Below are 14,239 nucleotides of genomic sequence, written 5' to 3' on the forward strand. Positions count from 1 at the left end.
GTATAGGAGAAGTGGTAGACTGAATCCATACCCCAACTAGAACCAAGGGTATTGTTTTCAACCGCTCCTGTGCCGGCAGGAGAGAGATTGGTTTCATTCAAATAGCCACTTAACACTTGACCTTCTGTATAGGTTCCGGCTAAGGCATAACCATAACCACTGTAGCTATCGCCATTACCGTAGGTATAGGTGAAGGTATATTTCTGGTTGATAATATCGGCTTCCTTATGAATACCAGAACCGTCAGGGTAAGCCCCAAAGAGCGGATCAGAGCTATTGCCATTAACATCGTAGGCATAGGCATATTCTGAACCTAAGCCAGAATAGCCATGAATACCATCCCACCCATAGTTAACATCTCCAATATTTGTCGTAGTATCAAAACCGGTGTCAAGATCAGTGTAACTGATGATGTAGACCTGGTTATTGTACGAACTGTCTAAGGTTGTGCCAATAATGGATCCGATCTGGTAGTAGCCTTGGTTGCCTGTTTCGTTGTTGGCATAACCCTCTAAAACTTGATCCTCAGTATAGGTTCCTTCCGCTGCATAGACATAACCTGTGTAGCTGTCCCCATTGTCATAGTAATAGGTGAAATTATACTTAGTATAGGGAGTAACAACTTGAATGGTCTGAGAAGTTTCAACGTCTAGGGAGTAATAGGGATTATCGTCAGCAAGACTGGTATCATTAACATTAACCGTTGTCGTAAAGTAAGTCGTCCCATAACCCTGAGTAGAGAAATGCAACAGTGCGAAAGTATCTAATTGATTAACCCCGATCGCCTGCCCTAACTCAAATTCCGGGAGAGATCCGCCACTCAAGTCATCAATGAAACCGTCGTAAACTAGGGTTCCTTGTTGGAAAAAGGAGAATTTAGGATCAATAGCAAGGGTTGGATCAAAGTTAATGGATTCGAGAATTAAGCCATCCCAGGCAAAATCGAGGTTTAAACCAACAACCCCGGCCGCATTGCCCCGGAAATCGCCAACTTGAATTTGCACAAAGAAGGAATGGTTCAGTCCAACCTGGTTATTAGCCAGAATCTCGCCCGGTGTGCCATCATTATCTGCTAACAGATTGAGGCGCACTTGTAACACTGCCGGTAAATCTGCTTCGTAGTAGCTACTAAAACCATGGTCTCCTGTCCAAGGGTTGGCGTTGAAGGCAGAACCAGACTCAGACCCTAAACCATAGTAACCGAGACCCGAATAAATATTGGTTGTAGTGCCAAAGCCTGTGTCAGCATCTGTGTAACTGGTGACAGAGACATAACCATTCGTGCCGTTTTCACCATCTTCAACGGAGTCAATGACATAGTAGCCTTGTTGACTGCCCGTTTCGTTGTCATAGTAATCAGGTAACTGACCTAAACTGTAGGTTCCTGATAGCGCATAGGCGTAACCGGAGTAGCTGTCCCCATTACCGTAGAAATAGGTAAAATTATATTTCTCAATCGGCTGAGGGTCGTTCTCAACAATCGTCAGGATGGAAGTGATCTGGGAGCCTAAGATCGCTCCATCAGTAGGATTGCTGAGGGCGAGGTTAATCGTTTTGTCACCCTGGTAAACCGTGTTGTCAATAATGGGGATCGCGACGGTCGCTGTTGTCTGTCCATCGGCAAAGTTGACTACAATAGGCGTACCGTCATAATCATCGCCTGCAACTGCTGTTCCATCCGTCAAAGTCAAAGTCACACTGGTTTCGCCGATGACGCTTCCCGAACGAGTTAGGGTTACACTGCTAATGGCAGATCCATCTTCCAGAACTTGATAATCGCTACTGCTGAAGCTAATGGTACTCGGAATATTTGTGGTTTGAATTCCCCCTAAAGTCAAATGGGCGAAAAAGATATGGTCGTCATTGGATGGATTAATAGTAGTCAGGGTCAGACTGCTGTCCCCATTGTTAATGAAGGGCAGTAGATTGTAAAGCTCATCATCGGTTTCCGGATCGGTGCTGGCTGGAGAAGGGTTGTCGGGATTATCTTCAAACCCACCAACCGTAAACAAACCTCCATTAGCCAAAACACCATCATCGTAATTGCCAGCCACCAAACTTAGAGGCTGACCGTTCACGCTAACCTGAGATGTCTGCCCACCAGCAGCGTAGCTGAATCCAATTCCTAATCCTAGGGTTGCTCCAAGCACTTGACTAAGGTCTACTGGACTCGAAAAATTGATGGTCGAGGTTGCTCCAGTTGTGGGTAAGCCACCAAAGTAGAGAATGACGTTGTTGTCCGTTGTCTGATTAGGATCATCGAATAGCACTGCCAGCGCTAACCCCTCATAAGAGTAGGTTTCACTACCTTCATCTAGGTTAATATTGAGGATGCCAGAAGCCGCGCTATCAATGGTCGGCTTTAATATATCCGTAACATCAGCAAGATAGCTGTAAAAAAAAGAAGTGGATTCAATACGATCCCAATTCACAGTTGTGCCGTTAAGCGTCGCACTGGTGCCAATAGCAGAGCTGGAAATAGTTGTCCCATCTCCTATGAGGTAAGCTTTTCGCACAGTCGCGTCTGGCTTTTTCAAAATCTGAACAGAGCCTGTCTGATCCAAAGTTCCGTAACCGTCAACAGAAAGATAAATCTTGCCAGTTTCACTCAGAATTGCGTTTAAGCTGGTTGTTTCTGTGATAGTAGTCATATCATTATCCTAAATAGATGAAAGAATTACATAATGCTATTTGACAGTTACTGTCATCCGAATGCGAGAACGGAGATTAAGCGATAGAACTTTTTCAGGATGTATGGGGCAGCATCAGCATTAGTATTTGCAACACCTGAGCAAATAGGAATTGAAATCAAGTTGTCTTGTGCTTGATATATCCATAATTGTGATTCCCCATACATAATACATATTCTCAAGGATTGGTGCTCTTAGCAGATTATACTTCAAGATAACTACATTGTCCACTTTCTTTCTACTGACTTTGTAATAAATTTGATCCCACATACACCAATTTCTGATATCAGATATGAATCATAAAATCATTATGTTGAGTGAATGCCGGTGTAGCTTGCGTAGATTAAATTTGTTGTATATTAAGTTTTGTTAAATATCTCAATGATTGTTTTAGAGGATGTTTATAAAGTAAAGTAAAGCGATTGGAAATTGCGTATACACAGGCAAAACCTGCCTACGCAGGTTAAAAATCCTTGGTTTTTCCCTAGTCTACGCAGGTGGTCACTGAGCCTGTGGAAGTGTGGACTTTGCCTGTATAGTACCGATAGCGCAGCGTGACGTAAGCCTTATGATATTCGCCCCATACTTTTAAAACATCCTCTTAGTTAGAGCAGGGTAAACACACCTTATTTTTAATCACTTGATTAAGTAAGGGTTCAAGCAGTGGTCATGGAACCTCAAATTCTGACTTTGCAAAGAGCTCTTACTGATAAAGAAAATTATGACAGTAAAAATATCACAATACAAAAATATCACATTCACAGAAAAACAACCCTAAAACTATATTGATAAAAATACTAAAGTATTGATACAAACAAAGTATTAAAAAGATCACTGAATATTGATAAATTTTTCGATCAAAAAAGGGAAAATGCGTGATAAGGTTTTAATCTCTTGTATTTTATCCTTATTTATTGCGCGCTATTGGCCTATGTATCTACACAACTTACAACCACAACATCTTCAAGAACTGGTAAATCATAGTGGTATAGATTTAGACATAGCTTGTTTGAATTTTCGTTCTTTGTCAGGCATAAACGTTTATGAATACTTACTAATTTCTGAACATATTCCCCGTACTAACACAGGTATGGTGACAAATGCTTTATTAAAACGTTATGCACATATAACTGATGGTGGTTGGTGGTGTTCTGGTTTAGATCCCATAAATAATTATCAAAATATGGAATGGGGATGTTTTAAACCTAACCAACCGCGACAAAACCAAAAAGGTAAAGCTATTAAATATGAACATCCTCCCTACACAAAAACTAGAATATTTTGTTTAAGAATATCCTTAAAAATTTGGCAACAAATAGCAGAAAATTCTCGTATTTCCCTACCAGAAAATATTACTATTAACAGTGATGGAGAAGCGGAAGGTTTTTGGCCTTGGGTAATTAAACATAATATTTCATTAATCATTTGTGAAGGTGTAAAAAAAGCTGCATCTTTATTAAGTCAAGGTTATGTAGCAATAGCTATACCCGGAATTAATAGCGGTTATCGAGTAATTAAAAATCAATTGGGGCAAACTACCCATCGTCAACTTATACCTGACTTAGAAATATTTACTAGAAAAAAACGAGACTTTTATATATGTTTTGATTTTGAAACTAAACCTAAACAAATTACCGCAGTTAATAACGCCATTTCTCAACTTGGTTATTTATTACAACAGCAAAATTGTCCTGTGAAAGTAGTTCAACTTCCAGGTAAAGAGAAAGGAGTGGATGAATTTATTATTGCTAAAGGTATCACAGCATTTGATAAAATTTATCGCCAAAGTACAGATTTAGAAATTTATATTGCTAAAACTAAACCTCACACAGAATTAACCATTAAACCAGCAGTTACAGTAAATGTTGACTATTTAGGAAATCTCGATCAAATATCCTTTCCTGATGCGGGTTTAGTAGGGATTAAATCTGCTAAAGGTACAGGGAAAACTACAGCATTACTACATATAGTTAAAAAAGCTAAAAATCACAATCGTCCAGTTTTATTAATTACTCATCGTATCCTGTTAGGTAAATTTTTGTGTGAGAAAGTAGGTATTCAATGGGGCATAGAAAACACCTATTATCAAACATTAGGATTGTGTGTAGATTCTCTTTGGAAAATTAAACCAGAAAATTGGCAAGGAGCAATATTAATATTAGATGAAGTGGAACAATCTTTATGGCATCTTCTCAACAGTAATACCTGTAAAGAAAAAAGAGTAAAAATCCTCAGAATATTTCAACAATTAATATCCACAGTGATTAAATCAGGAGGTTTAATAATTGCCCAAGATGCAGATTTATCCGATATTTCTTTGGAATATTTACAAAATTTATCTGATAGTGACATTACTCCTTGGCTAGTTATTAATGATTGGAAACCTCAAAAAGGTTGGGATATAACTTTTTATGATTCTCCCAATCCTACACCATTAATTCATCAATTGGAATTAGATTTAATTGCAGGGAGAAAATGTTATGTAACTACTGATAGTCGTTGTGGACGTTACAGTTGTGAAACTATTGAAAAATATCTCAGAGAAAGGTTAGAAAAACTGCGTCAAAAGTTCCCTAATAGTTTAGTAGTTAGTAGTATGACTACCAATACTCCTGGCCATGCAGCAGTGGATTTTATCGCAGCTATTAATCAAAAAATCACAGATTATCAAGCGGTTTTTGTTACTCCTAGTTTGGGTACAGGAATTAGTATTGATGTGCAACATTTTGATCGGGTATATGGCATTTTCCAAGGCGTAATTCCTGACTCAGAAGCCCGTCAAGCCCTGGCAAGAGTCAGAGATGATGTTCCCCGTGTGGTATGGTGTGCCAAGCGCGGTATAGGCTTAATTGCCAGTGGTAGTACTAATTATCAATTATTATCTCATTGGTATCAACAAAACCAAACCGAAAATTTAGCTTTACTCAGTCCTTTACATAAAATAGATGTGGATTTACCTTTAGTTTATGATCCCATTCATTTACGCACTTGGGCAAAATTATCTGCTAGGGTAAATGCTTCTATTCAACTTTATCGTCAATCTATGCAAGATGGTTTAATTGCTGATGGACACGATTTACAAATCAGAAGCAATGAGGTACAAAATAATATTTTACGTGATTTAAGATTGGCTTTTTTTGCTAGTGATCCTCAAGATTTTGAAACTCGTAAAAGGTTAATTTTAGAAATTGTCAAGGTACAAAAAGATTGGGAACAAAGTCGCCAAAAATCTAAGGAAATTAAACGGAAAATTAAGGAGATTAAACAACAAAATCAATTAACTATTGCTAGGGCTGTGTCTACTGCTAAGGATATTGATTATTTTCAAGCTGAACAATTATTAAGGAAACACTCTCTTACTAATGCAGAACGTTATCAAATTAATAAACATAGGTTGAGACAAAGATATGGTATTAATGTTACTCCTGAATTAAAGTTAAAGGATGATCAAGGTTATTATGGACAGTTATTAATTCATTATTATCTGACTCATGAAAGTCAATATTTTCATCTTAGAGATCAACAGGAATGGTTTACACAGTTATCTTGGGGAGAAGGAGAGGTATTTTTACCAGATTTAAAAACCTATACTTTACAAGTTGAAGCTATGCGAACTTTAGGAATGTTACAGTTTTTAGAAAGCGATCGCCTTTTTCGGGAAAATGACCCTGATATAATTTGGCTAAAAAATGTGGTTTTACAAAGTAGTAAACATCTCAAAAGGGCTTTAGGCATTGATTTAATTAGAGGACAAAAACATACTTCCAATATTTCAGGAATTATGATTATTAAGAGACTTTTAGGTTTATTAGGTTTGAAATTAAAATGCAAGCATGATGTTTATAAAATTGATTTAATGACTTTAAATGATCACAGAAATGAAATATTTGCTATTTGGCAACAACGAGATGAGTTAATGTTAATACATAGATCCCGGACTTCTTTAATCATTCCGGGATCTGATTCCTGCGATGTTGAGAGTGTGAAATTATGTTAAAAAGTATGTTAAAAAGTATGTTAAATTGTAGATGAAAGTTACCCATTTATTACCACAATTATTCAGCATACAGCCATGATACTCAGACCAAATGAACGACTGAAATTAGATGATTCCGATGATCAATTATTCTATAATTATCCCCGTTTTGTTACCCATGTAGATCCGGGTTTTATTCACCAATTAACATCATTATATCGTCAACGACTTCAATCCCATACTCGCATATTAGATTTAATGAGTAGTTGGGTATCTCATTTACCAACAGAAATGAATTTTAGTCATGTAGAAGGACATGGACTTAATGCTGAAGAGTTATCTCGCAATAAACAGTTAAATCATTATTTTGTGCAAAATATTAATACTGATCCTAAACTACCTTTTCCTGATCAAAATTTTGATGCTGTGATTAATTGTGTATCTGTACAATATATGCAATATCCAGAGGCGGTATTTTCAGAGATTCATCGTGTTCTTAAACCCAATGGTATAGCAATTATTAGCTTTTCTAACCGAATGTTCTATCAAAAAGCTATTCAAGTATGGCGGGATAGTTCAGAAAAGAGACGAGTTGAATTAGTTAAAAGCTATTTTAATTCTGTACCAGGTTTTTCTAAACCAGAAGTAATTATACAAGAATCTACTTCTCCATCTTTTCTACAATGGTTAGGGATACCTGGGGGAGATCCATTTTATGCAGTTATAGGTTATCGTTTTCAGTAGGGTTTTTGGTGAATGGTTGATCAATAGTTATTAAAAGATAAATTTTTCTCATGTTATCTATCAACTCAGGTAAGAATTGCTTCAAAAGCTCAAGTCTTTAGGAGAAGTTAAAAGTGTTGCGGACTCGTCACAAAACAATTTTTGCGGCTTTTTTTCTATCCGTTTTATTGCTAACAAGTGCTTGTAGTTCTAAACCCCCCAGCCGTTTTGATCAAGTACAACAAGAAAGCACCAAGCAAAAACAAGGTCAAGCAGTTGTTAAAAGTGCAACTCAGGGTAGTAAATTAAATGCTTTCTTTCCTGCTAGTGGTGATGGTTATGATCGGGTGTATACTCAGGAGAAAAAAGGGTTTTCTGGTGCTAACCTGAAAAAAGATGGTAAAGTTGTGGCAGAATTGGCCATTTCTGATACTAGTAGCACCCCAGGAACAGCTTCTAAGTATGCTAATAGCACTAAACAAATTGGCGGTTATCCCTCTCAAGAACTTGGGAAAACTAAAACCTCTGTGTTGGTAAATAAGTATCAAGTGTCTGTTATTTCTAAAGATCCATCCTTTACAGCGAGCGATCGCGCAACCTGGATCGAAAAATTTGATCTGGCTGGATTAAGCAAATTAAAATAATCTTAGATACTTTTTAGATAACAGTCAAATTAGGAGATTTTTGTGAGTAAACCAATTTTTGAATTAGTGGATGAACTACCTTCTGGTGGTTTAACGGTTTCATTACTCAATGCTTTAGATTTTATTGCTCCTGGTCAATGGAATAATACTATTGGTTTTGTGAATACTATTAAAACCGTTACCGGGGAAACTGATGAAGATATAGTTCAGCAAATTGGTGAAAGAGCAATTTATCTGTTTAATGACAGATCTCAAGGTTATCAAACTGCATTATGGCTATATCAAACTGTTGATGGCACAGATAAGGTATTAGGTGCAGCCGCTTTAGCTAATAAAGTGGGAGAAGCTATCCCCCTATTTGGTTTTCTCAACTCTCTTACCCCCAAACCAGATAAAGCGCAAACTATTGATCTCACGCTCAAAATAGTTGCAGAATTAATTGCTTTTTGTCAAATGAATGGTCTTCCTGGTAATAGCATTGGCGATTTTGTGGCAGCTTTAGGTGAATATGGTGGGGAATCAATGATTCGCATGGCTGCATTAATTTGTTTTGATGGAATTTTACCCCTAGGTCCTGACTTTATAGACAGTTCATTAACTATGTTAAGTCGGATGAACCCCCAGGAATTAGATCAAAACTCCACTTTTAAAACTATGAGTAGTGTTATTCCTGGTAATGGCACTGGTGCAAAACTGGACTTTTTAGGTCAAAGTGTGGACTCTGTAAAAGGTTGGATGAATGGTATTGTGAGAGCTAATGCTTTAACTGCTCAGTCAGTTCTTAAACATTGTAAGGGTTTTCTGGACTTTGCAGATGATAAATTAGATTATGTAGCTGCATTCATAGATATGTCTACGAATTACTATGAACATACGGGAACACAAACTTTAGCAAAACGCTTAATTGAAAGAGCGATCGCTGAAATTTAATCTTAAAATAGGAGTCAGGAGATCAAGGAGTACTTAAGGTAAAACCCATAGCCCAACTGGGAATAATAGGGCAGCATGGTATAAGCCATATTCTGTGTGTCTAATAGCAAAGCTTTGTGGCGATTAACTTCTGATCAATAGTGATGGTTACAAATCATCAAAAAATCAGGTTAAAATGCCCGAAAACCATAGTCCATATTTAGTTGATTTTGTCAATGTACAAAGTGTAACGAGCACAGAGAAAATTCCGACTGCCGAAACCTGAAAGTCGACGGCTGACTCCTGACCGCTAAAAACTCAATGATTCTTAACGATTCTTAACATAAAAGTTAAAAAAATCTTTAATAAGAAAATTAAATATATCAATTAAGAACTTTCAAAGAAAAAGTTATGAAGTTGCTGATATATTGTAAGATCAGTTACAAGTTTCGTCTTGTGCAACTTTTTATCCTTTGCCCGTGCTTTAACTCAACCTAAGTACAAACCGTGTACAATTTCTGTACAAAGTTATCTTGAGAGCTTATCTAATCAAGAAGAAAGTTCGCAAAAAGTCTGGTTTGGTTAGTTATACAAAACAAATGAAAAGATTTTGTATTGGTGGGACAAAAAACAACAGCACTAGATAGTGCTGACTAGATTAACTAGATATGGTAAAAATCCTGGTAAAGATAATTTAATTGTCATCTTTGCTGAGGTTGTCCAGGATATTTTCTGAATACCATAGATCATCTTAGTCCTTACACATAAGCAAAACTTATAAGTTCATTAAGAATGAAGCAAGAAAAAAGATGATATTAATTTGCACATAACGTGATTTGATATTAAAAAGAGCGACTTCTTGGAAGGAAAATATGTCTTACGCGCAAACTAAGACCCAGGGTAAATCTGGGTATCAAGCTGGGGTTAAAGATTACAGACTAACTTATTACACACCCGATTACACTCCTAAAGATACAGATTTATTAGCAGCATTCCGGATGACCCCCCAACCCGGAGTTCCTCCCGAAGAAGCAGGTGCAGCAGTAGCGGCTGAATCATCTACTGGTACATGGACAACAGTATGGACTGACTTGTTAACCGACCTAGATCGTTATAAAGGTCGTTGTTATGATATCGAGGCAGTTCCTGGTGAAGATAATCAATATATTGCTTATGTTGCTTATCCTTTAGACCTATTTGAAGAAGGTTCTGTCACCAATATGTTAACCTCCATTGTAGGTAACGTATTTGGTTTTAAAGCGTTACGTGCATTACGTTTAGAAGATTTACGTATTCCCGTAGCTTACTTAAAGACTTTCCAAGGACCTCCTCACGGTATTCAAGTTGAACGTGACAAATTAAACAAATATGGTCGTCCTTTGTTGGGTTGTACCATTAAGCCCAAATTAGGTTTATCTGCTAAGAACTACGGCCGCGCTGTTTACGAATGTTTACGCGGTGGTTTGGACTTTACAAAAGATGATGAAAACATCAACTCTGCTCCTTTCCAACGTTGGAGAGATCGTTTCTTATTCGTAGCTGAAGCTATCAAAAAAGCACAAGCAGAAACCGGCGAAATTAAAGGTCACTACTTAAACGTAACCGCACCTACTTGTGAAGAAATGTTGAAACGGGCTGAGTTCGCTAAAGAACTAGAAATGCCCATCATCATGCACGACTACTTAACCGCAGGTTTCACCGCTAACACCACTTTGGCTCGTTGGTGTCGTGATAACGGTCTGTTGTTGCACATTCACCGTGCGATGCACGCGGTTATTGACCGTCAAAAGAATCATGGTATTCACTTCCGTGTATTAGCTAAGACCTTACGTATGTCCGGTGGTGATCACATTCACACTGGTACTGTTGTAGGTAAGTTAGAAGGTGAACGTGGTATTACCATGGGCTTTGTTGACTTACTACGTGAAAACTACGTTGAGCAAGACAAGTCTCGCGGTATCTATTTTACCCAAGATTGGGCTTCTATGCCTGGTGTAATGGCGGTTGCTTCCGGTGGTATCCACGTATGGCACATGCCTGCGTTAGTAGAAATTTTCGGTGATGACTCCGTATTACAGTTCGGTGGTGGTACATTAGGACACCCCTGGGGTAATGCTCCTGGTGCTACAGCAAACCGTGTAGCTTTAGAGGCTTGTATCCAAGCTCGTAACGAAGGACGTAACTTAGCTCGTGAAGGTAATGATATTATCCGTGAAGCTGCTAAGTGGTCTCCTGAATTAGCTGTTGCTTGCGAACTGTGGAAAGAAATTAAGTTCGAGTTTGAAGCAATGGATACCGTCTGATGCTGAGTTAAAAGTTAAAAGTTGAAAGATAAAAGATCAAAGAGAAAATGTAGGTTTTTCTAACTTTTGACTTTTGACTTTTGACTTATTAAGGGCTGGGTTCGAGTATGAATCTAAAGCAAATTGCGAAGGATACGGCCAAAACTATTCAAAGTTACTTGACTTATCAAGCTCTTTTGACGGTTTTGGCACAGCTAGGCGAAACTAATCCTCCTTTAGCCTATTGGCTACAAGATTTTTCTGCTGGAAAAATTCAAGATGGGGATAGATACATCGAAGAGTTATTTCGAGAGAAGCCAGATTTAGCGTTGCGAATTATGACTGTGAGAGAACACATTGCAGAGGAAGTTACTGACTTTTTGCCGGAGATGGTTCGCTCTGGTATTCAGCAAGCAAATATGGAACAGCGTCGCCAGCATCTGGAACGCATTACGCAACTAGATTTGTAATCATATTTCAGCTTTCAGTGATCAGCTATTAGTTTTGATCATAAGTAAATATTGATCAAAGTAATTAACGAATTAACGTAGTAAAAACAACCCATTAACAACAGCTATGCAAACTTTACCTAAAGAGCGTCGTTACGAAACCCTGTCTTATTTACCTCCTCTTTCTGACGCACAAATTGAGAAGCAAGTTCAATATATTTTGAGCCAAGGTTACATTCCCGCAGTTGAGTTTAATGAAACCTCTGAACCTACAGAATTATTCTGGACAATGTGGAAGTTACCTTTGTTTGGTGCTAAAACTACTCGTGAAGTATTAAGCGAAGTTCAGGCTTGTCGTTCTCAGTATGGTAACTGTTATGTTCGTGTTGTTGGTTTCGATAACATTAAACAGTGCCAAGTTCTCAGCTTTATCGTTCACAAACCCAGCAGATACTAATATCTGATTTCGTTAATTTGAGTTAAACTTATTTATACCCTGGTGAGAGATAGATTTTTCTATCTCTCTTTTTTTTGGTTTTTGATGGAAAATAGAATTGTTAGTTGAGTCACAGACACCAAGCTAAAGGTGGTAATTATGTCAAAAATTAGTCTTGATGAAGCGTGCTATAATCGGGGAATTGCTAAATTTTATTTAGAAAATTTTCAGGAAGCATTGGAAGAATTGAATGAATCTGTGCAAATTCATCCTAATAATACCAAATTTCTCATAGCAATGGGTATAATTTATGTCTAGTTGCTATTAACGAACCTATACAAAGTGTGTCAAACTTAGATAATAAAGAAATACAGTGTTGAGAGCGATAACTATGATACTTGGCTTGATTGTGGTTATATGAATGACATTATCAATCCCTATGAAGTATACTAGATATAAACTGGCATTTATTTTTTTTAGTCCGAGATGGTAATTATGCAACAAGTTACTCTTGATGAAGCATCTCAACACTTATCTGATTTAATTGAAGCGGCGCTTGGTGGTGATGAAATTATCATTATGAAAGATAATCAAGCTATGGTGAAGTTAATTCCTGTATTACCTGTGAAAATTCGTCCTAAATTCGGTAGTGCTAAGGGAATGATAACAATGTCTGATGATTTTGATGCACCTCTGGAAGAGTTTAAGGAGTATCAAATTCATATATAAAAGCCAGACTCACACCCATTCTACCAGTTATTAGCGGAATAATCCCGTGAGAAAACAGTAAAAATGGGCTGGAAGTAACTAACAATATAGCAACAAGGTAGGAAGTCCAACTCTTAATTGGTCTTAGACAAAGAAAAGCAATTAAGAGAGCATCTACAAGCACACTGACCCATGCAGATATTTCACCAATTTGATTTAGTTTTCTTAGACATTTTTTCATGTAAATTATAATAAAAAATATTATTTATTCGTTATTAAATTTGTTTTGCTTGAGTTTCACTATTAAATGAATGCAGCTAAACACTTTTTGATTAGTTGCATTTATGCGGATAAGATAGTTCTTCCTCATCAAGTTTATGATAACAGGTTTTTTGGGATTTGTCAAGGGGAAAAACTTGTTCGCCTTTGAATTTTGTTGTGTTTAAGCGATTGTAAATTACAAAGATTCTAAATCAATTCCTTTCTCCTGTAATTTCGCTAATAATTGCTGATATTTTTCAATGGCTATTTCTTTTTCTTTACGTTCTTGTTTTGCGAGTTGATCAAGTTCTATGGATGTGAGAAACTTTTGATCATCAGGATAATAAATTTCTAAATTATCTGATGTTAACTGAAAAAGAATACCCAAACGAGGACTTATCCAACCGTTAATTTCTTCAATTTCGCTTAGTCCTTCATGAGAACGCAATAACCCATTTAATTCTCCTGTGTCTGGATTATAGATATAATATTCTTCTACTCCATAACGTTGATAAAAGAGTAGTTTTCTGACCATTTCCTGGGTAGTATTTCCTGGTGATAATATTTCAAAGACTACCTGGGGTGCAATATTGTTCTCTTTCCATTGCTGATATGAACCTCTATCTCTTTTAGGTCTACCAAATACTACCATCACGTCAGGAGCTTGACAAATTTTGTTGCTGCCCTGAATAGGATACCACAGTAAATCACCAGCAATAAATACGTCTGGTTGTGACGCGAATAATATTTCTAAGTTTTCTTTAATTTTAACTATCCATTGATATTGTTTGGTATTATCTGCCATTGGTTTTCCATCGCTGTCTGGGTAGATGATTGTTTCTGTGGTTGGTGGTATGATTTGCTGTACCATAGCAATGTCTCCTATTTTGGGGAGTGGTGCTGATTGTTTTAGTCTAAGGTTGATTAGGGTTAAATCGGCAGTTTGGACAATGTGAGTTTTTATAGATAAGATAATAAGATTAATTAACAAGTTAGGTTTTGAGCGATCGCTTAAATCCTAAGTTCTTTGGCTAACTGCTAACTACTTAAAAATGTTTTTCCTATAAGATAAGGTTGGAAAACTCAATGAACAAAAAATTTCTATTAACTTTGCTTTCTAGTCCGGTTTTATTTACATCTATAATATCTACAGTGATGCTG

At 37.0% G+C, this 14,239-nt stretch carries 11 protein-coding genes and 1 pseudogene; 10 read left to right on the plus strand and 2 right to left on the minus strand.

The window, feature by feature from the left end; translation table 11 throughout:
- Positions 1–51: 51 nt before the first annotated feature.
- Positions 52–105: a hypothetical protein gene (locus H6F32_RS21205; RefSeq protein ID WP_395939599.1), complete on the plus strand. Its 54-nt coding sequence runs from the start codon at positions 52–54 to the stop codon at positions 103–105.
- 1,382 nt (positions 106–1,487) lie between these two features.
- Here H6F32_RS21205 and H6F32_RS21210 read toward each other — a convergent pair.
- Positions 1,488–2,651, minus strand: a pseudogene (locus tag H6F32_RS21210) (Calx-beta domain-containing protein); the annotation flags it as partial.
- A gap of 970 nt (positions 2,652–3,621) precedes the next feature.
- Here H6F32_RS21210 and H6F32_RS11225 point away from each other — a divergent pair.
- From H6F32_RS11225 to H6F32_RS11265, 9 genes are all read left to right on the plus strand, one after another.
- The gene (locus tag H6F32_RS11225) at positions 3,622–6,687 is read left to right on the plus strand and encodes a plasmid replication protein, CyRepA1 family (protein WP_190369417.1); all 3,066 of its coding nucleotides are present in this window, start codon (positions 3,622–3,624) and stop codon (positions 6,685–6,687) included.
- Between the two features lie 75 nt (positions 6,688–6,762).
- Positions 6,763–7,410 carry a class I SAM-dependent methyltransferase gene (locus tag H6F32_RS11230; RefSeq protein ID WP_190369418.1) on the plus strand — a complete coding sequence of 216 codons (648 nt, stop codon included), beginning with the start codon at positions 6,763–6,765 and terminating at the stop codon, positions 7,408–7,410.
- Between the two features lie 113 nt (positions 7,411–7,523).
- Positions 7,524–8,033 carry a hypothetical protein gene (locus H6F32_RS11235; RefSeq protein WP_190369419.1) on the plus strand — a complete coding sequence of 170 codons (510 nt, stop codon included), beginning with the start codon at positions 7,524–7,526 and terminating at the stop codon, positions 8,031–8,033.
- Between the two features lie 42 nt (positions 8,034–8,075).
- Positions 8,076–8,963, plus strand: coding sequence for a hypothetical protein (locus H6F32_RS11240; RefSeq protein WP_190369420.1), 888 nt, complete (start codon positions 8,076–8,078; stop codon positions 8,961–8,963).
- Between the two features lie 851 nt (positions 8,964–9,814).
- The gene (locus H6F32_RS11245) at positions 9,815–11,245 is read left to right on the plus strand and encodes a form I ribulose bisphosphate carboxylase large subunit (RefSeq protein ID WP_190369421.1); all 1,431 of its coding nucleotides are present in this window, start codon (positions 9,815–9,817) and stop codon (positions 11,243–11,245) included.
- 107 nt (positions 11,246–11,352) lie between these two features.
- On the plus strand, positions 11,353–11,694 hold the full coding sequence (gene rcbX / locus H6F32_RS11250) for a RuBisCO chaperone RbcX (protein ID WP_190369422.1): 342 nt from the start codon (positions 11,353–11,355) through the stop codon (positions 11,692–11,694).
- Between the two features lie 106 nt (positions 11,695–11,800).
- Positions 11,801–12,130, plus strand: a complete 330-nt coding sequence (locus tag H6F32_RS11255) for a ribulose bisphosphate carboxylase small subunit (RefSeq protein WP_187041028.1) — start codon at positions 11,801–11,803, stop codon at positions 12,128–12,130.
- 138 nt (positions 12,131–12,268) lie between these two features.
- Entirely contained in the window at positions 12,269–12,427 is a 159-nt protein-coding gene (locus H6F32_RS11260) for a tetratricopeptide repeat protein (protein WP_190369423.1), read from the plus strand.
- A gap of 177 nt (positions 12,428–12,604) precedes the next feature.
- Positions 12,605–12,838 carry a type II toxin-antitoxin system Phd/YefM family antitoxin gene (locus H6F32_RS11265; RefSeq protein WP_190369424.1) on the plus strand — a complete coding sequence of 78 codons (234 nt, stop codon included), beginning with the start codon at positions 12,605–12,607 and terminating at the stop codon, positions 12,836–12,838.
- A 436-nt stretch (positions 12,839–13,274) separates the two neighbouring features.
- Here the strand turns inward: H6F32_RS11265 and H6F32_RS11270 are convergent, their stop codons facing one another.
- On the minus strand, positions 13,275–13,949 hold the full coding sequence (locus H6F32_RS11270) for a Uma2 family endonuclease (RefSeq protein ID WP_190369425.1): 675 nt from the start codon (positions 13,947–13,949) through the stop codon (positions 13,275–13,277).
- Positions 13,950–14,239 lie beyond the last annotated feature (290 nt).

It is taken from the genome of Anabaena sp. FACHB-1237, from assembly GCF_014696225.1.
Taxonomy (GTDB): Bacteria; Cyanobacteriota; Cyanobacteriia; order Cyanobacteriales; family Nostocaceae; genus FACHB-1237.

Excerpts from the sequence above, each read along its gene's own strand:
- H6F32_RS11260 (WP_190369423.1), top strand. The coding sequence starts at position 12,269 with ATGTCAAAAATTAGTCTTGATGAAGCGTGCTATAATCGGGGAATTGCT.
- H6F32_RS11225 (WP_190369417.1), top strand. The coding sequence starts at position 3,622 with ATGTATCTACACAACTTACAACCACAACATCTTCAAGAACTGGTAAAT.
- H6F32_RS11270 (WP_190369425.1), bottom strand. The coding sequence starts at position 13,949 with ATGGTACAGCAAATCATACCACCAACCACAGAAACAATCATCTACCCA.
- H6F32_RS11265 (WP_190369424.1), top strand. The coding sequence starts at position 12,605 with ATGCAACAAGTTACTCTTGATGAAGCATCTCAACACTTATCTGATTTA.
- rcbX (WP_190369422.1), top strand. The coding sequence starts at position 11,353 with ATGAATCTAAAGCAAATTGCGAAGGATACGGCCAAAACTATTCAAAGT.
- H6F32_RS11255 (WP_187041028.1), top strand. The coding sequence starts at position 11,801 with ATGCAAACTTTACCTAAAGAGCGTCGTTACGAAACCCTGTCTTATTTA.
- H6F32_RS11245 (WP_190369421.1), top strand. The coding sequence starts at position 9,815 with ATGTCTTACGCGCAAACTAAGACCCAGGGTAAATCTGGGTATCAAGCT.
- H6F32_RS11230 (WP_190369418.1), top strand. The coding sequence starts at position 6,763 with ATGATACTCAGACCAAATGAACGACTGAAATTAGATGATTCCGATGAT.